This is a genomic window from Pseudoalteromonas sp. SWYJZ19 (genome assembly GCF_015864375.1).
Classification (GTDB): domain Bacteria; phylum Pseudomonadota; class Gammaproteobacteria; order Enterobacterales; family Alteromonadaceae; genus Pseudoalteromonas; species Pseudoalteromonas arctica.
Map to the genome: position 1 here is coordinate 125,853 of NZ_JADYXI010000011.1, position 19,914 is coordinate 145,766.

Sequence of the window (19,914 nt, forward strand, 5' to 3'; positions counted from 1 at the left end):
ACCCACGTTTATTATAGCGTGAGGCACACATGACAGAATATGTCTTGTTATTGATTGGAACCGTTCTGGTTAATAACTTTGTATTAGTACAATTTTTAGGCTTATGTCCGTTTATGGGCGTATCAGGTAAGCTTGATACGGCGATTGGTATGTCTTTGGCAACCACGTTTGTGCTTACCCTTGCCTCTGTAACTAGCTATTTAGTTAATCAATATATTTTAATCCCTCTGGATATCGCCTTTTTACGCACCATGAGCTTTATTTTAGTGATTGCCGTTGTAGTGCAATTTACCGAAATGGTTGTGCGTAAAACAAGCCCTACTCTATATCGTTTATTAGGCATATTTTTACCGCTGATCACCACTAACTGTGCGGTATTAGGTGTGGCTTTATTAAATATCAAAGAAGATCATTCGTTTTTACAATCTGCAGTGTATGGTTTTGGTGCTGCGGTTGGTTTTTCTTTAGTGCTTGTATTATTTGCAGCACTACGAGAACGTTTAGCAGCTGCTGACGTTCCTACGCCTTTTAAAGGCGCCTCTATTGCAATGATCACTGCAGGCTTAATGTCGATGGCGTTTATGGGTTTTACTGGATTAGTGAAGTTTTAATATGACCTTGTTTTATGCCTTGATAGCGATTGGTTCGCTAGCACTCATTTTTGGACTTATTTTAGGGTTTGCAGCAATTCGCTTTCGCGTTGAAGGTAACCCTATTGTTGAGCAAATTGATACTATTTTGCCGCAAACTCAATGCGGACAATGTGGCTACCCGGGTTGTCGCCCTTACGCCGAAGCCATAGCCAATGGCGATGAAATAAATAAATGCCCACCGGGCGGCGAATCAACCATGAAAAAGCTTGCCGGCTTAATGGGTGTTGATGAAAAACCACTTGCCGGTGGCGAGCAAGCAGAACCTATAAAAACAGTGGCTTATATTCGCGAAGATGAATGTATTGGCTGTACCAAATGTATTCAAGCCTGCCCGGTTGACGCCATTTTGGGCGCAACTCGTCAAATGCACACTGTATTAATTGATGAATGTACTGGCTGTGATTTATGTGTTGAGCCTTGCCCTGTAGATTGCATTGATATGCTACCTGTAGCCGAAACTAAACAAAACTGGAAATGGCAGCTAGATGCTATTCCTGTTACACAAATAGATTAGAGGTTTGAGTGGACAAGTTACTTGAACAAATAAAAAAAGGCACCGTGTGGGCATTTCCTGGCGGCATACACCCACCACAACAAAAATCACTCTCTAATAGTGCGAGTATCACTCGCCTACCGTTGCCCGACAAACTCATTGTTGCGCTTAAGCAACACATAGGCGCAAACGGTAAGTTACTTGTAGAAAAAGGCCAACACGTCTTAAAAGGCCAACCACTTACAGCGCCTGCTGCTAACTGGTCGGTACCTGTGCATGCTCCAAGCTCTGGTGTGGTTACTGATATTGCACCTATGCCATCAGCACATCCATCGGCCCTACCTGAACTAAGTGTTATTATTGAACCAGACGGCAAAGACGAATGGGTAGCTCTAAATAAAAATAAAAATCCTGCTGAGCTTAGTCATGATGAGCTGATAAATATTATTCACCAAGCCGGTATTAGCGGTATGGGTGGTGCTGGTTTTCCTACTTATGTAAAAGCAGATACCAAGCAACCTATCGAATTTTTGATTGTAAATGCTGTTGAGTGCGAACCTTATATTACTGCCGATGACGTTTTAATGCGCGAACACGCTAAAGAAGTTATCCAAGGCATTGAAATAATGCAGCAACTTTTAAACCCAACACTGTGCATTGTGGGTGTAGAAGATAACAAGCCTGAAGCGATTGCCGCGATGAAGCAAGCAGCTGAGCATAACTCAAAAATTATTATTCAAACGGTGCCAACTATTTATCCATCTGGCGGTGAAAAGCAATTAATTAAATTACTTACTAACCGTGAAGTTCCTAGCATTGGTATTCCTGCCGATATTGGTATTTTAGTGCATAACACCGGGACTTTGTTTGCCGTACAACAAGCCGTTTATGAAGGTAAACCACTCATTGAACGTATAGTTACGGTAACAGGTAACACTATTCATAAGCCTGGGAATGTATGGGCACTACTTGGCACTGAAATAAAGCATTTACTTGATTGCCAAGGTTTCTCACCTGTACCGCAGCAAAGTGTTGTAATGGGCGGCCCAATGATGGGCTTTACGCTACCCACAGTGCGTATTGGCATAGTTAAAACAACTAACTGTATTTTAGCGCCTGATCATAAAGAGCTAGCGGAGCCCGGCCCTGAAAAAGCCTGTATACGTTGTAGCGCTTGTGCTGATGCCTGCCCTGCTTCTTTATTACCACAGCAATTGCAGTGGTTTGCTAAATCAAAAGAGTACGACAAACTACAAGAGCATAATTTATTTGACTGTATTGAGTGTGGTGCTTGTGCATATGTGTGCCCAAGCGAAATCCCTCTTGTACAGTACTACCGTATAGCCAAAGTTGAAATTAAAGAACAACAAGCGGATAAAATTAAAGCCGACAGAGCAAAAGAGCGTTTTGATGCACGAAAAGAGCGTTTAGATCGCGAGCAAGAAGAACGTCAAAACCGCCACAAACGTAAACCTGCAGCTAAATCTGCTGACGAAAAGCAAAAAGTAGCAGAGGCACTAGCCCGCGTTAAAAATAAATCAGATAACGGCGATGAAAAATCAGCTGTTGCAGCTGCTATTGCACGCGCTAAAGCTAAAAAGCTAGGCGATCAATCTGCTGAATTAGAACCTGACAACAGCGAAGTAGCAAAAGAGCGCGCACTACGTAAAGAACAAGCGCGTAAATATAAAGAGCAAAAATCTCAAACAGATGAATCGGCCGATACTGCGCCCGTTGATGATAAAAAATCAGCAGTCGCTGCAGCCATTGCTCGCGCTAAAGCTAAAAAAGCAGCACAAGCATTAGATAACGCTGAACAAGCAGCAAGTGAAGAGCCACAAAACGTGGCCCCTGTTGATGATAAAAAGTCAGCGGTAGCTGCGGCCATTGCTCGAGCTAAAGCTAAAAAAGCAGCACAAGCATTAGATAACGCTGAACAAGCAGCAAGTGAAGAGCCACAAAACGATGCCCCTGTTGATGATAAAAAGTCAGCGGTAGCGGCGGCCATTGCTCGTGCTAAAGCCAAAAAGGCAGCACAAGCATTAGATAACGCTGAACAAACAGTAAGTGAAGAGCCACAAACTGATGCCCCTGTTGATGACAAAAAAGCAGCGGTAGCGGCGGCCATTGCTCGTGCAAAAGCTAAAAAAGCGGCTAAAGCATTAGATGGCGCTGAGCAAACCGTGAGTGAAGAGCCACAAAGCGATACGCCTGCTGATGATAAAAAAGCAGCCGTAGCGGCGGCCATTGCTCGCGCAAAAGCTAAAAAAGCAGCTAAAGCATTAGAAGAAACCGAGCAAACCGTGAGTGAAGAACCACAACGCGCGGCACCCGTTGATGATAAAAAAGCAGCGGTAGCTGCGGCCATTGCGCGCGCAAAAGCTAAAAAAGCGGCACAAGCATTAGAAGAAGCCGAACAAACTCAAGAGCCACAAATTGATAGTGCTGCACTAAAGGGTGCAAACAATAATACCGATGACTCATCCAATTCTACTGAAGCAGATAAACCTAAATCAGCCGACGATAAGAAAAAAGCCGCCGTGGCCGCAGCAATTGCGAGAGCAAAAGCTAAAAAGTTACAAAAAGAAGGAAATAATCAGTCATGAAATTAACCATGGCCAGTTCGCCGCATAATCACAGCCATAAATCGTTAACGCGATTAATGCTTAGCGTTATTGCTGCGTGTATTCCTGGGCTAATTGCTCAAGTTTTCTTTTTTGGAACCGGTGTACTTATTCAACTGGTGCTCGCGCTTGTTGCTGTAAGCGTATTTGAAGCTGCAATAATGCTAATACGAAAGCGCCCTGTTTGGCCTGCATTAAGTGATGGCAGTGCGTGGCTTACTGCCGTGTTATTGGCACTGAGTATTCCACCACTTGCCCCTTGGTGGATAATCGTTATTGGCTGTTTATTTTCTATTGTTATAGTTAAACAGCTTTATGGCGGCCTTGGGTTTAACTTATTCAATCCAGCAATGGCGGCTTATGTACTGCTTTTAGTTTCGTTTCCAGTACAAATGACCGCATGGTTGCCTGTTACCGATTTAATAAATACGCCAATAGGCTTTGCTGATCAGCTAAGGCTAATATTCACCGATTTTACGGCCTCTGGGTTTAGCCTTGATCAAGTACGTGCAGGGGTTGATGGCCTAACAATGGCAACACCGCTGGATACTGTTAAAACAGACATAGCACACGGTTTAACCGTTACCGAAAGCATGGAAAAGCCATTATTTAACGAATGGGCTGGCCTTGGCTGGGTGTGGGTTAACTTAGGCTTTTTGGTGGGTGGTTTATACTTATTAAAAGCAAAAATAATTAACTGGCATATTCCTGTAAGTTTTATCGCAAGTTTAGCTGTATGTAGTGCTATTGGTTATATCGCATCACCTGGTACAGAGCCGGGCACCCTATTTCACTTATTAAGTGGTGCCACTATGATGGGGGCCTTTTTTATAGCAACCGATCCGGTATCTGCAGCAACAACTAACAAAGGGCGCTTAATTTATGGCGCGCTAATTGGCTTACTAATTTATTTAATTCGTACCTTTGGTGGTTTTCCTGATGCCATCGCATTTAGCGTATTATTGATTAATATTGCAGTGCCGCTAATAGACTACTACACACAGCCACGTACTTATGGCCATGGAGCAGTAAAATGATCATTTCGTCAATGGCTAAAAATGGTGCTATTTTAACTGCGTTTGCGTTAGCAACAACGGGCTTAGTTGCCTCTATCAACGCGCTTACTGCCGATAAAATTGCAGAGCAAGAACAACTGCAACTTACTGCGCAGCTACAAGAAGTGCTCGACCCAAAATCGTACGACAATCAATTATCACAAGATTGCGTAATTATTACTGACGAAAAACTAGGCCCACACGCAAACCAAGTAATTTACCGTGCTCGTAAAAACAATAAACCAGTCGCTGTTGTTATTAGGCATGTTACGCCAAACGGCTACAGTGGCGATATTAACTTATTAACAGCTGTATTGAGCGATGGCACTATTGCTGGCGTTCGTACGACTAAACACGAAGAAACCCCTGGTTTAGGCGACAAAGTAGAAGTTAAAAAATCACTTTGGATCACAACATTTAAAAGCTTAACGGTTGAAGGCGAAGAAGACGCTCGCTGGGCTGTAAAAAAAGATGGCGGCCAGTTTGATCAATTTACAGGCGCGACCATAACGCCACGTGCTGTTGTGGGCTCTGTTAAAAATGCCGTATTGTTCGCACAAACTAATTTTGATGATATTTTTGCAGCACCTAATGCCGAATGTATGGAGGTAGCTAAATGAGTGAGTTAAAAACATTATACAAAGAAGGTGTATGGGTAAATAACCCTGCCCTTGTGCAGCTTTTAGGTTTATGTCCACTGCTTGCCGTTACCTCAACTGTAACAAATGCCTTAGGTTTAGGCTTAGCAACTTTACTCGTACTAATAGGCTCAAATGTTACCGTATCAATTGTGCGTAACTGGGTGCCAAAAGATATTCGTATACCTGTATTTGTAATGATCATCGCGGGCTTTGTAACAATAGTTCAATTACTCATGAACGCTTATACCTTTGGTTTATATCAATCATTAGGGATTTTTATCCCGTTGATTGTAACTAACTGCGCCATTATTGGCCGCGCCGAAGCATACGCCTCTAAAAACCCTGTTCATTTATCAGCATTTGACGGCTTAATGATGGGCTTAGGCTTTATGATTGTGCTTGTTGTTTTAGGCGCAATGCGCGAACTAATTGGTCAAGGTACTTTATTTGACGGTGCCGACTTATTACTTGGCCCATGGGCACAAAGTTTACGCATAGAAGTGTTTAACTTTGATAACCAATTTTTACTCGCCATTTTACCACCGGGTGCATTTTTAGGCCTTGGGTTACTTATTGCCGCTAAAAACGTAATTGACGCACAAATAAAATCAAAACAAATTGCACCGCCAGAGGCAGAAAAAGGCCCTCGCGCACGCGTTACTAGCTTAACTTGAGGGGAAAACGCACTAACTTAGTAAATAGTTAATGCGTTTTAAGTTGCATGAATAAAGAAAAACGTCACCAAATACTATCGCGCCTGCGCGACGATAATCCACACCCAGTAACAGAGCTTGAATATTCAAGCCCATTTGAGTTACTGGTTGCCGTTACGCTCTCAGCGCAAGCCACCGATGTCGGCGTAAATAAAGCCACTCGTAAATTGTTCCCTGTTGCTAATACACCACAAGCAATTTTAGATATAGGCCACGATACACTGCGTGATTACATAAAAACCATTGGCTTATTTAATTCCAAAGCTGCTAACGTATACAAAATGTGCCAAATATTGGTGGATGAGCACAACAGCATCGTGCCAGAAAATCGTGAAGCGTTAGAAGCTCTACCAGGCGTTGGCAGAAAAACAGCTAATGTTGTACTCAATACCGCCTTTGGCTGGCCTGTAATAGCCGTGGATACACATATATTTCGTGTTTCTAACCGTACTAAGCTTGCCATGGGTAAAGATGTTGTAGCCGTTGAACAAAAACTTGAAAAAGTAGTACCTGCAGAGTTTAAAGTAGACGTGCATCATTGGTTAATTCTTCACGGGCGCTATACCTGCGTAGCCCGTAAGCCAAAGTGCGGCAGCTGTATTATTGAAGACTTGTGTGAGTTTAAAGATAAGACTGAATAATCTTTAGTCTACTTTGAGAAAATTGCAGACAGTTAATGATTATGATGTCTGGGGTCAAGGTTTGACCCCTTTGGTTTCTCTTTAGTTTTGGAGTTGTGACATCCGAAATTGAAATTTACCAGAAAAGGTACATAAACCCTGAACGTGAAATCGTCAAAATGGTAAGTGAATAACTTAGTGATCGCTACAACTAGTTTGACAATTTATAGAGGCGCGTAAATATTGTTGCTATAAGAAGCAACAAGACGAACTCATAATTGACTTTTTGTTAACTACAAATTTCATAATTAAATCCACATTTTCCAGTAAGGGTTTGAAACAACAGATCCACTTTATTGAAATTTGAGTAGCGATCTTGATTCCCTCTATGCTCTCTGTCGCCAGCTAATGTAACTAAAATACTTTCTTTAGCTCTGGAAAGAGCTACAAACATCAAACATTTACTTTCAAAGTTATTATCAGTATGATTCCAAAATGCTTCATCTTCCATCCCCATAAATATAACATATTGATATTCAAGTCCTTTACACTTATGAACATTCATTAATTGAACTGAATTTTCTGCATTAAACATTAATGATGCTTCTTCTAAGGTGGAAGTAACATTAATAGTATTTCTTAAATGCAACTCAAGATGCTTCCATATTAACCCAAAATACTCTAATGATTTGTACTGCGCCCATCTTGCTTTTATCTTGTTTATTCCAATAAACTCAAATGTTGCTTTAATTAGGTTCAGTAAAGAATTAGCTGGATCTGTACCAATAAATAATTTTTGATTTATGTGAACATGATGACTTAGCTTGTTAATGAACTCAATCTCTTCAGCATTACTTATATTATTCAGCGATAAACAAAACTCACAAAATTCACTCCAATTTTGAGCATCTTTCAACGTGTAAATTTTAAGTATAAAAGTGAACAGTCTACCTAATGGTTCTTTCAAAGTGTCTTGTAAATCTGTCATATCTAGATTTCTAATGCTTTTATTAGAAAGTCCAGATCTCAATACAGCCGTATACCTGGAAGAATGCTGCTTTGTCAAAACACAGATTTCCTCTTCTTTAACACCCGAATTAATTAACGATGTAATATATTCCACAAGAAAAGATGATTCTTTGTATTCATCAGAAAAGTATTTAATATTACAGTTAGGTACGGGGTTAGTTAACGGTTGAATTATCCGTTTATCATCTTCTACATATTCTAAAAATTTATTAAGTACGCCTTGAATTTCTTCGGTTGCTCTGTAATTTTTTGTCAATAACATCTTTTTAATTTTGTCATGGCAAAAATCATTTTGAAATTCATTGAAAACAGTTGGGTTAGCATTTGCAAAGAGCATAATGCTTTGATTCAAATCACCAACACAAAGTAATTTCGTACCCGTTCCCATGAATAAAGAACGCAACAAATTATACTGTTCGTAACTCGTATCTTGAAACTCATCAATAAAAACATAAGGGTAGGATAAATGAAAAAGAGATTTGATATCTGTACTCAATGTTACAATTCTTAAAGCCATTTGAATTAAAGCCCCAATCCAGATTTTATCTTTACCATTGGATTGATAATCTTTCATAACTAAATCGTAACGTTCAGAGGGTCTTTCATTTTTCGGTAACACATTCTTGAACCGATCAACAATACTCTTACTAAAAGCATGAAAGGTGAATGAATCAAAACGTTCTGCTTTTGCACCACAACGCTTTTTTACTCTTTTACCTATATTAACCTGTGCTTCAGTTTTAAAAGATAAACATAATATTCGCTTGGGCCATCTGCATTTGTTAGTTTCTAAAAGGTAACTGGATTTTTGGGCTAATAGCTCTGTTTTACCTGATCCTGCACCTGCCAAAATAGATAAAGAACTTTCATCAAACTGAATGATATTCATCAACTGTTCAGTTGCTTCAATACCTTCTGTTGGAAGCCAATCATTTACAATCATTCGATAACATCTTTTAGTATTTGTTGTGTTTTTAATGCGAACCTTTTTAACTCATCAGGAAGTTTTTCTTTTATTTGATCTGGTGTGTAGATATCTTCTAATTTTGAAAATAATCGAACATGTGATGCAGGTTTACTCTTACTGCCTAAAAATCTATATTTGTACCATAAGAAGTTATTTAAATAGTCACCAGAGTAATGCTTAGCTCCTTTATTACTCTCTTTTAACACTGCATTAATTAATGCTTTTTCTCTTGAGGTTTTATCAATTACACTTTCGTTTTCATCCGCCTCCTTCGGTCCTCTTTCACCATACATTTCATCCTTCGAACAAAATATATCAGGAAATGCCATAATCATTGAATAATCAATATCTAACGGACTTGAAAAATACACATTGTTTTTTTCCAATTCATTCATAATGTTTATTGTATCAACAGAATTATAGACAAGTTCAAAATCATTAGGGTGAGAAGCATCATCCCATTTAGGTAATACAGGAAGAACTCCTTCGTAGAAATAATCTGATTTTTTATAGGTATACAATTGTTTTATTGCATATTTTAATCTACCAAATCCCCCACCATTTCGATCTAAATCTAAATCCAACAATGTGATATATGGAATATTTATTGACTCTAATAAACGCCAAAAATGATTTACATGCCTTCCACCTAGAGGAACTATTGAAATAGAATGAGTATCAATGTCTGTCGAAAAAGCTTCAAGTATTTTGGGTAAAATTACTTGCTCACTATCCCCTTCCCCTAAAATAACTAATTTTGCAAAGTAAATCTCTGGGTATGCTTTTATAGCTTCACTAATATATTTTGATTTTTCGTCTTCTTTATCAGGTAATTCTAACTTAGTAATTGCAGTGCTTTTTGTCTCTGAATTTAAACTAAAATGTCTTATCTGTGATGGTTCGATACGACCGACAATCGAAGCAGAATGTGTTGATATTATTGCCTGACAATTACCATCTTCCCCATGTTCTAAAATTAACTTTATAATGCGTCCTAAATAATGAGGAGATAGATGATTTTCAGGTTCTTCAAGGGATATTAAACTGAAAATAGGTAATTTCATCTTTTCCGCATCAAAATGAGTTTTTTCACTAGATATTGAAGCTAATCGAATTGATTTATCTATGTCGAACAAGGCTTTTGTTAGTGCAAAATATGCAAGTGATTTCTGACCATCACTTAAAAGAGATGCATCCATTTTGTTTCCAGATTCATCAGGATTAAAATGTAATTGTAATAACTTAAGCACTTCATCAATATTGCTAAGAGGAAAATTCAAGTCTGCATCTTTTAAATAACGCCCCTTATATATCGACTTCCAACTTGTATCAATTGCTTCTGAGAGTTGTTTCAAAGCAGGTGATTTTTTAGCAACGGCTTTTAAATCAGAAGCTTTTTTTTCAAAGTTTTCTTTTTCAACGTCTGTCCAACGTATCGCTTTTAATCAACGCCCAAGAATTGCTTTTGAAGAATATTTTAATTGAATTAAAGGATCTCTGTTGGCAGGTATATAATTAACTTGTATCGCACTTCTTATCCCACCATTTAAGCGTCTTTTATCGTCATCGTCAGGTGTTTCTTTTGTACTGCTAATTGTCCATATATCCTCTTCAACTTCACCCGAAGGGCTGTAATCAAAAGTTAGTGAACCTTCAAGTCTGACTCTAAATAAAAGGCCTCCATCATCATCAGTAGCCACCATCTGATTTAATAGATGAGGTATTTCAACATTATCTTTATCGAGCTTAGGGAAATCAAACCAAGCTTCAATAACCAAGCTTTTAGGAGTATCAGATTGTTCAACAGAAGGTACATTAAAGTCATTTTTAGATAGCCCTCTAAGGTTAGAATCAGTAGAGAATAATTTATTTAAAGCCTCTAATGCAGTGCTCTTACCCGTGCCATTATGACCAATGAGAGTAGTTAACGAAGAATCCAACATCAACGTTTGCGGTGATTCATTTGAAATACTCTTAAAGCCTGAAATATAAATTTTTTTTAAACGCATTTTTCACTCTCAATCTAATGTAGGTAAATTCATTTCCCTAGCTTAAAAAGTATTCTTAATAAGGTACTTCAATCTAGCATACTCTCAATAATTGAAACGATATTTAGTTCAATTTATCAGGAAAACCTTATTTAAATCAGTAACAGAAAAAGTCAAAGGGGTCACCCATTAGAAAGCTCCAGTCAAGCAGGCAGCTGTGTTTTCTTGATCTTTTTATTCAAAAAACTGAGTTTAAAGATAAAACTGATTAGATAAATATCAACACCTATCAATCCATCTAAATACAATATTTTTATACGTAAGGCCGTGTTAGTGAAATTGCACAATTAATAGAACATTATCAAAGTATTAATTTCACAAGTCTCACTCCTTTAGTTATGCTGTTGAGCATTATAAATTTTTATTGCGAAATCCCTATGCTACCTTTACTTCGTATCTTGATAATTGAGCAAGACCCAATCATCTTGCAAGAGCTTTGCGCTAACCTGTCAAAAACGATTCCTAATTTTGAGCGAGTTGATATTGATATCGATATTATTGAACGCCTCGATCTGAAGCAAGCACTGGAATGTGTAAAGGAAGATGGCGATATTCAAGCCGTGGTTCTCAGTTGGGATGTACACAACAAAGTGGGTGAACAAATTTATAGTCGCTTTATCGAAGATTTAAAGGCAATTCGTCTCGAGTTACCAGTTTATGTTATAGGCGATGACACTAAAGGACTGGAAATCATCAACGAATCGGAAGAAATCGAATCCTTCTTTTTTAAAGATGAGGTAATTTCTGACCCTGAAGCCATTTTAGGTTATATGATCAACGACTTCGATGATCGCTCTGAAACGCCATTTTGGACGGCGTATCGTCGCTATGTTGGCGAAGCGAACGACTCTTGGCATACACCTGGTCATAGCGGCGGTTCTAGCTTTAGAAACTCTCCTTATATAAACGATTTTTATCAGTTTTACGGTCGCAATGTGTTTGTTGGCGATCTGTCAGTTTCGGTAGACTCACTAGGCTCATTGTCAGACAGCACTAATACCATTGGCCGTGCTCAAGAGTCAGCAGCAGCGACGTTTGAAGTTAAGCACACCTACTTTGTTACAAACGGTTCGTCTACCTCAAACAAAATCATCTTGCAGACACTACTTCGCAAGGGAGATAAAGTCATTGTAGACCGTAATTGCCATAAATCTGTGCACTATGGCATTTTGCAATCAGCTAGTTACCCCATTTATTTGGCGAGTATACTAAATCCAAAATACGGTATTTTCGCGCCACCGTCGTTGGCCGATATTAAGTTGGCAATTGAAAACAATACAGATGCTAAATTATTGGTGCTTACTGGTTGTACTTACGATGGCCTACTTAGCGATCTGAAACAAGTGGTAGATTACGCTCATCAACATGGTATTAAAGTGTTTATAGATGAAGCTTGGTTTGCATATTCTTTGTTTCATCCTAGCTTTCGTCATTATTCAGCAATACATGCTGGGGCTGACTACATTACCCATTCTGCCCATAAAGTGGTATCGGCATTTTCTCAGGCGTCTTATATTCATATTAACGACCCCGATTTTGATGCCGATTTCTTCCGCGATATTTACAGTATCTACGCCAGCACATCGCCTAAATATCAGCTTATTGCGTCTCTCGACGTATGCCAAAAGCAATTAGAGATGGAAGGTTATAAATTACTCAATGCGCTGCTAAATCATGTTGAAGAGTTTAAACAACAAATGGCATCACTCAAGCAAATTAAAGTGCTCGGTAAGGAAGATTTTATGAAAATATTCCCGCACTTTAGTGGCGATAACATGGGTCACGATCCGCTAAAAATCCTTATTGATATTAGTGAACTACCTTATTCATTAAAAGATATTCATAAATACTTATTGGATGAAATTGGCCTTGAGATAGAAAAATACACGCACAGCACCATCTTGGTTTTACTTACGCTTGGTGGCACGCGCTCGAAAATCATTCGTTTGTACAATGCGCTGAAAAAGCTAGACAGCGGTAAGGTAAAGCTGTCGAAATCGACGCGTAGAGCTCGCTTACCTGAAAATTTACCCGCTATCGACTTAGCGTGTATTCCAAGTGATGCTTTTTATGGCGATCGCGAATCTGTGCCTATTAGCAAAAGTAACAACCGAATTTGTGCCGGTTTAGTTACTCCATATCCACCGGGTATTCCGCTTTTGGTACCGGGCCAGCATATTACTAATGATCATGTTGAATATTTGCAAGAGTTGGCAAGCCAAGGATTGACGATTCAAGGCAGTTTCGATGGTGAAATTTATGTTCTTAAGGGTAAGGTTAAAAAGTAAAATACAAAGTGGGATAAATCATTTTATATAGATGTTAACTAATTTTAGTTAAAAAAAAGCAAGCCAGGTGGCTTGCTTTTAGCGTCTTTAAATACACACACTTATAGACTCGATTTAACTATAACGTTTAAAATCTATAGCTTGCGCCAAATGTAATACGGCGGTCTGTAATACCTTGGAAACAAAGTAAAGCACCTTCGTTAACACAAGACTGGCTAACTTCTGATTCAGTTAAGTTAACGGCTTCAATACCGATATTTAGCTGATCGTTCACATCATAACTTATGCTGGCATTAAGCTGCCCTCTGTCTTCTTGTACAACAGGGAAACCCCATGGAAAGCTCGAGGTGCTACCAAAGTCAGTTGAACGGTACCCTTCGCGCCACGTGTAACGCGCTCGAGCAGATAGACCGTATTTCTCATAATAAAATGTAATGTTATATGCGTTTTCTGACAGATCAATGAGTGATTGCTTAGCACTTATGTCTGCATCCGGGTTACCGGTTGTTAATGCAAAAACGGCATTTGCACGACTCGTTGCAGTGTCAAATGATTCACCACCAGAAAATTCTTGATAGGTATAGTTAGCAACCACACCAAAACCTGATGCCCAACCTAGCTCTTTTTCAAAACTTGATAAGTCGTATTGAGCTGCAAGCTCAATACCTTGCTGTGTTGTTTCACCAGAGTCATTAATAGTAGTTTGTGTTGGTACACATAACCCTACGCCAGCATCTGGGCCAAATACGTTTATGTCAGCAATTGGGTTAAATATGCCGCCGCCTTCACACTCTGGACCATTTGTATCGCGAAAGCCTGTGCTTGGGTCTTCAAATGGGTCAACTTGTTGTGTAACGTGCAAATCGCTACGTGTTTTATGAAAGTACCCCACACTTAACAAAGCAGCGGGTGCAAAATACCAATCTGTGGATATATCGAAAGAGGTTACTTCTTCTGGTGCTAAGCCTGAATTACCAATTGAAACGGCACTATTAGGGCTTGTGCCAAACGTAACAGATGTAGATAGGTCATCAAAATCTGGGCGTCTAATATCTTTTGACCAACCTAAACGAACAATCACATCTTCACTTACATTCGCGGCTAAATTGAATCGAGGTAAAAAGAAATCGTAATCACCTTTTGACGTTAGCTGAGTAACCAGTTCGTTGCCACTTCCATCTTGAGTAACAGAGTTACCTAGCGATGTAACTTCAGTCTCTAAATAACGTAGGCCAAAGTTACCGCGAAACATGCCATACTCAAAATTTGCTTGTCCATATAAGGCATGTGTTTCTTCTTCAATATCAAAAAATGCATTTACTTGAGACGTTGGTGAGCTTATTGGACCGCGATCAGAACCCGTTATTGCATTATTAGCTTCAATCGCTTGGTTAAGCGCTGCTAATACGGCTTGTGGATCAGAGGATGCAAGCTCTGGGTTTATAAGTAAGAAATCACGAATATAGAGTGCTCGCCCATCACCATCGTTAAAGTTATCTGGGCCCGCTGTTAATAATTGTGCAAATAAATCACCCGTTGGGCTATCAGCCATATTTCTTAAACCAACGTTAGAGCGAACTTGATCCGACACACTACTCGTTTTACTATAGCGGTAACCAAAATCGACTGACGTTATTACATCATCTAAGTAATATGTAAAATCTGTACGAAACGCATCTTCTGTATTCTCTGACTCATCTTGCCCTTGGTTTACGTCACGTAGAACAACATTTGCAGGGTCGAGTAATTGAGCCATTGTTGGCGCGTTTGCCTCCCCCGTTGCAATCCCAAACGTAAGTGCATCACCTGTAAGATCATACTCAAAAGGAGTCCCGTTTTCATTTGACGAATTAGTAGCAACATTTGGATTTATAAAATTAAGCGTTGTATTAAAGCTTGGTGTAGTTGAATCAGAACGAGAGGTTGAGGCTTCAACACTTGCAAATAATCTATCGCCTTGCCATTCGCCCCCTATTCTGAATATTTTGCTCTTTGTGATGCGTGAATTAGTATCGCTAGAAAAACGCAAGTTAGGATCGCCACCACCATCTTCAACCGGAATAACGCCTCTTACAGCCGCTTGTATGCTGCCTAGGTTTTGTCCGTCCAGTGAACCAAAATTAACTGTTTCAAATTCACTCGGTATTGATACATTTCTAAGATCACTTAGGCCAGATGCTTGTACTCTTGAGCTTTCTTGGCGGCGCTCTTGATCGTTAACAACTGCATCAAAAAAGAATTTCATATTATCGTTTGGTGCATATTCAAATGTACCTGCGAAGTTTTTTGTCTCGTATTCGTAATTATCGTAATCTTGAATTAAAAATTGTACTGGTAGAAAATCAAACGATTGTGCACTTGCAGCACCACTATCAGCGGCTACCGAATTATCTCTATCTGCGCGAGGACGAAATGCGGTTACGTCTTGCTCACTGTAACTACCACTAAATACAACACCAAACTTACCGCCCGAATCAAGCTCCCAGTTATCACCCCAAGCACCTGATACCCTAGGAGTCACTCCATCTGTTGATAAGCTACTATCTTCACCTTGAACTCTAATTGAGCCTAGAGTTTCATTTAACTGTAACGGGCGAATTGTTTTAAGGTTTATTGTTGCGCCCACAGAGCCTTCGATTGTTTTTGCTTCTGGTGACTTAATTACTTCTACACCAGAGATAATTGCAGCTGATACATCCTCAAAACTAATGCCACTTCGTCCAGACCCTGAGCCAACTGTTGATACGCCGTTCACTTCTGTACGATTAGCATTGGTACCACGAATTTGAACACCCGTACCTACCCCTGCTTCACGAGTAATTTGAATCCCGGTTACGTTTTCAAGTACTTCTGCGAGGTTTTGATCTGGTAGCTTACCAATATCTACAGCCTCGATAATTTCAACAAGGCTATCTGCTGAACGCTTTTGTGCAAGCGCATTTGTAAGCGATTGTCGAATACCTGAAACCTCGATAACCTCAAGATCGTCTGCAGCTTTTTTTGGAGCTTCTTGCGCCTGTGTAGACAAAGACATACCAAGTGCGGTTGCCGATATAACTGCCAGTGTAATTTTAGATAACTTGTGACTCATAGTTTTTTTCCTGTGTGTGTGAAATGCTATGTTTAACCAGCTACTTTATTGTTTTTATTAAAAGCCCTTTCTTATTACAAAGTCTTAACTTTATATTTACACCCACACCTACAAAGGTCAACCTTTTGGTAATGAATTTAGATCAAATATTATGCAATATGTTATTACCAAAATAGAAAAACCTAACTAAATTTCAAGTTAAAAGCAAAACTTACATTTTAAGTTGATGTTATTTATAGTTTTTAAATTCTATTAGAAATAGGGCTGTCAATAACAAAGGTTAGAATAGTTATCGTTTTAAAAATGAAATAATTTAGGCAGGAGAAACCGATGATGTTGGGCGTGCTGAATAAACAGCATTATTGGTTAACCAATTTAATTGTTTTTAGTCAAGTAGCGTAATTTAGGAGTGAGTTTTTTTTAAGTACTGTCTGTTAGTGTTATCGAAAATATAAAATTGAAGAATTTAGGGATCAAAAAAGGCGGTAAAACCGCCTTTTTAATGTGATCTAATGTTTAACTATTATTACAGCTTGTAGCTTAAACCTAAGAATAAACGTGGGCCGTAGTCATTCACTTCACCTAAGTTACCTTCAACAAAGAAGTCTTGTGATTTAGGTGCACTGAACAAGTTAATTGCTTCTGCTTTAACTCTAAAGTGCTCATCAATTTTGTATGATGCGCGCATTTCCCATACGCCTACGCCATCAACATAACGAAGTCGAGTACCATTTGTAGTATATGGTTGGAAATACTCACTACGATATTTGTAAATAACAGCAGTATCAAATCCACCAATTTGGTAGTACAGCTGACTGCTAAATACATGCTTTGAGAAACCAGGTACTGAAGCCGACTCAATAATACCGTCAGTTAACTGTGTAGTATTACCATCTACGTCAGTCTCAAACGTATCGCCGTATAAGCTATCTTGGAACTCAAAATCAGTGTCTGCATAGTTGTAACCAAATTTCATACCGATGCCGTTATCCCAGCGGTAAGAAAATGAAGCTTCAAGACCTAATATTTCACTGTCATCGTCTGATGTAACAGAGTTAGTAATTGGTAATGAAACAGTTTCACCGGCAACAGTAAAATCTTCAATTACTGTTTGTTGTTGAAAACCACCGTTGAACTGTTTGTAGTATAAGCTTAACGCTAAGATTGAATCTTCGTTAGGGTACCATTCAAACGCAGCATCGTAGTTCCACGACATAAGCGGTTGAGTGTCCGGGTTACCAGAGCCATTTACACCCACTAATAAATCGCTAATTGATGTTGCTGTACCTTCTGTATCTTCTTGGAATGTACGGCTGTAACCTAAATCAGATGGATCTGCGCGTGACATACCACGGTATATACCTGCACGGAATAAAATATCTTCACTGTAGTCAATAACTAGGTTAAAACTTGGTAAATACTTCGTGTAGTCACCACCGCTTTTTATTTTATCCAATGAACCATTATCAGATTCAACCAGAGAAAGTACACCGGTGTCGCTTGTTACTACGTCAAAGCTATTTCTAAAGCCAATCGAAGTTACTTCTGTGTCTACAATACGAAGACCAAAGTTACCGCGAATGAATTTACCAAACATTTCAGTATCGTAATTCGCCATTAAGTACACTGATGTGGTTTTTTCTGTTACATCAATTGTACCTGCATTTTCATATTCAACTTCTGGGTAAGCAAACACACCATCAGCGTTAGAACCAGCTACAGCTTGTGAGAAACATACGTTGTCGTATGTAGCCCATGATGAACCTGTACCGCTATCTACAACGTTACCGTCACTATCAACATTTGTTACGATATCGCCATCAGATACACTTGATAAAAAGCCTGATTCAGGGAAATCGATTTGACAACCTTGTAATACGTCAAGCGCTTCAGTACCAGAGTCTAGTGTGTATTCATTTCGTGAACCGTTACCTTGGCTACCACCATACTGTAGGAAGGTCATTTCAGATGTTCTAATACCACCTTGAATACTGGTGAAAACATTGCCATCTAAGGTATAGTCAAAATCTAGTCGCGCTGAGATAACTTCGTTTTCACGAACATTTTCACGGTCAAGTCGTGTTCTTAGGCTATCTGTAAAGTTTGAAATATCTGTTACGTCAAAGTCTGTCAGTGTGAAATGAGGGATCTCATCGCCCATATCCCAAGAAAAGAAATTACGACCTGATGTTCTACCACGGTTAGATATTTGAAGTTCTTCGCGTTCTGTTTTTGAATACGCTAAATCTAAGTCAACAGTTAATCTATCGGTAACTGTATGTTCTATATTTATGCCGTAACCTTGGTAGTTTTCTTCACGAGAAAATTGCTCACCTGCAGATTCAATTCGCTCTTCGCCTTCCCAATGAAGGATACCGCCAACATCATTAGTAACAAGTGTTGGACCGGTTACGCCTGGTGTTGCACGTTTTTGTAAAAAGATTAAATCGTGGCGTGCTTCTTTTTGTGTTCTATCTGAAATTTGTGCATCAAAGTTAACATCCCAATCAGCTGAAGGTTGATATTGCAGTGCAAAAAACATTGCATCACGTTCATCTGATGTCTCGTTTTGACGGTAGCTTCGGCTACTGCCAGTCCAAGCATAAGGAGTCCCATCACTTACTGCTTTACCTGTATCAGGATCAATTTTTGTATCGTAACCTTGATTTTTACTGCCGCTTACTTGATCTTCACAGTCACCTGCGCTGCTGCGATAAAAACCTTCGTTGGTATTATTAGGATCGTTTAAACACGCCCACAATGAAGAACCTGATGGGCTAGAGCTTCTGTATTCAGCTTCTGGTTGGCTGATATCTTGGCGCTGTACACCAAAAGACACACCAACGGCTTGGCCGTTATCAAATTCAAACTGGTCTACATAACTAAACGTGCCACGGTAACCCGCGTCACTTTGAAGTGAGTTATCTACATTACCTTCATCAGGGTTGTAGTTTAATTTAACTTCAGCTGATACACGTTGCTTGCCAAAATCAAGTGGAGTTATAGTTTCAAGTGCAATAACACCTGCAACACCACCTTCAATCATTGACGCATCTTGCGTTTTATAAATTGCTACTTTTTTTACAAGTTCAGACGGAAACTGCGAAAAGTTAACTGAGCGGTCACCACTACCATTAGTCGCTTCACGACCATTGATATGCGTTGCACTTAAAAATGGACCAAGACCACGAATAGTGATTTCTGTTGCACCACCGTTTTCACGGTGAGATGCAGCACCTGTAATTGATTCCAGTGCTTCACCGATAGACAGTGCTGGTAAATCACCAATATCTTCAGATGACAGGCCATCAACTACCGTTGTTGCTTCACGTTTAATTGCTATTTGGTCTTGAATCGTTCTACGTGTACCTGTAACACTAATTATTTCAACGTCTTCTTCAACTTCTGTCGCTTTTCCCTGATCTTCCTGTGCGCTTGCTGTAAATACGCAAGAACTTGCCATACCTGCGATGACCGCTGTTCTTACCCATTTTGCAACTGGGCGCATTGCAAACTGCCCTGTTGTAGAATTATTGTTATCTCGTGACTTCAACGACATTTGAATTCTCCGCTGGTTGTTGTTGTGTGATTTTAGTGTGTTAGCTTGTTATGCTTATGTATATTTTATGTGACCTTTGACGTTAATATACTTAAACGCAGCACGATGATCAACCAATTTGACGCTTTAATAT

General features: G+C 39.3%; 13 protein-coding genes. 8 read left to right on the forward strand and 5 right to left on the reverse strand.

What is annotated here, in order from left to right; translation table 11 throughout:
* The first annotated feature begins 29 nt into the window (after window positions 1-29).
* From rsxA to nth, 7 genes are read left to right on the forward strand one after another with little or no spacing between them, the layout of a single operon-like run.
* Window positions 30-611 carry an electron transport complex subunit RsxA gene (gene rsxA, locus I6F45_RS12570; RefSeq protein WP_008172491.1) on the forward strand — a complete coding sequence of 194 codons (582 nt, stop codon included), beginning with the start codon at window positions 30-32 and terminating at the stop codon, window positions 609-611.
* Window position 612: 1 nt separating this feature from the next.
* Complete coding sequence (gene rsxB / locus I6F45_RS12575) at window positions 613-1,167, forward strand: electron transport complex subunit RsxB (RefSeq protein WP_007585357.1); 555 nt, start codon at window positions 613-615, stop codon at window positions 1,165-1,167.
* Window positions 1,168-1,175: 8 nt separating this feature from the next.
* A complete protein-coding gene (gene rsxC, locus I6F45_RS12580; RefSeq protein WP_197142177.1) occupies window positions 1,176-3,752 on the forward strand; it encodes an electron transport complex subunit RsxC in 2,577 nt (858 codons plus the stop codon).
* Window positions 3,749-4,807, forward strand: coding sequence for an electron transport complex subunit RsxD (gene rsxD / locus I6F45_RS12585; protein WP_197160682.1), 1,059 nt, complete (start codon window positions 3,749-3,751; stop codon window positions 4,805-4,807). The genes rsxC and rsxD overlap by 4 nt, the downstream gene beginning before the upstream one ends.
* Window positions 4,804-5,445 carry an electron transport complex subunit RsxG gene (gene rsxG, locus I6F45_RS12590; RefSeq protein ID WP_002962266.1) on the forward strand — a complete coding sequence of 214 codons (642 nt, stop codon included), beginning with the start codon at window positions 4,804-4,806 and terminating at the stop codon, window positions 5,443-5,445. The genes rsxD and rsxG overlap by 4 nt, the downstream gene beginning before the upstream one ends.
* On the forward strand, window positions 5,442-6,140 hold the full coding sequence (locus tag I6F45_RS12595; protein ID WP_007585346.1) for an electron transport complex subunit E: 699 nt from the start codon (window positions 5,442-5,444) through the stop codon (window positions 6,138-6,140). Before rsxG ends, I6F45_RS12595 begins: the two co-directional genes overlap by 4 nt.
* A gap of 47 nt (window positions 6,141-6,187) precedes the next feature.
* The gene (nth, locus tag I6F45_RS12600; RefSeq protein ID WP_007379030.1) at window positions 6,188-6,820 is read left to right on the forward strand and encodes an endonuclease III; all 633 of its coding nucleotides are present in this window, start codon (window positions 6,188-6,190) and stop codon (window positions 6,818-6,820) included.
* Between the two features lie 268 nt (window positions 6,821-7,088).
* Here the strand turns inward: nth and I6F45_RS12605 are convergent, their stop codons facing one another.
* Genes I6F45_RS12605 through I6F45_RS12615 form a run of 3 tightly spaced genes read right to left on the reverse strand, consistent with a single transcriptional unit; the run spans window position 7,089 to window position 10,804 of the window.
* Window positions 7,089-8,771: a UvrD-helicase domain-containing protein gene (locus I6F45_RS12605; protein WP_197160683.1), complete on the reverse strand. Its 1,683-nt coding sequence runs from the start codon at window positions 8,769-8,771 to the stop codon at window positions 7,089-7,091.
* On the reverse strand, window positions 8,768-10,231 hold the full coding sequence (locus I6F45_RS12610; protein WP_331460653.1) for an ATP-dependent nuclease: 1,464 nt from the start codon (window positions 10,229-10,231) through the stop codon (window positions 8,768-8,770). The genes I6F45_RS12605 and I6F45_RS12610 overlap by 4 nt, the downstream gene beginning before the upstream one ends.
* 9 nt (window positions 10,232-10,240) lie before the next feature.
* Complete coding sequence (locus I6F45_RS12615) at window positions 10,241-10,804, reverse strand: AAA family ATPase (RefSeq protein WP_197160687.1); 564 nt, start codon at window positions 10,802-10,804, stop codon at window positions 10,241-10,243.
* 416 nt (window positions 10,805-11,220) lie between these two features.
* Here I6F45_RS12615 and I6F45_RS12620 point away from each other — a divergent pair, with 416 nt between their 5' ends.
* Window positions 11,221-13,131, forward strand: coding sequence for an aminotransferase class I/II-fold pyridoxal phosphate-dependent enzyme (locus I6F45_RS12620; RefSeq protein WP_165729538.1), 1,911 nt, complete (start codon window positions 11,221-11,223; stop codon window positions 13,129-13,131).
* 127 nt (window positions 13,132-13,258) lie between these two features.
* Here I6F45_RS12620 and I6F45_RS12625 read toward each other — a convergent pair whose 3' ends face one another.
* Both I6F45_RS12625 and I6F45_RS12630 read right to left on the reverse strand, forming a co-directional pair.
* The gene (locus I6F45_RS12625) at window positions 13,259-16,222 is read right to left on the reverse strand and encodes a TonB-dependent receptor (protein WP_197160688.1); all 2,964 of its coding nucleotides are present in this window, start codon (window positions 16,220-16,222) and stop codon (window positions 13,259-13,261) included.
* Window positions 16,223-16,748: 526 nt separating this feature from the next.
* On the reverse strand, window positions 16,749-19,781 hold the full coding sequence (locus I6F45_RS12630; protein ID WP_165741808.1) for a TonB-dependent receptor: 3,033 nt from the start codon (window positions 19,779-19,781) through the stop codon (window positions 16,749-16,751).
* Window positions 19,782-19,914 lie beyond the last annotated feature (133 nt).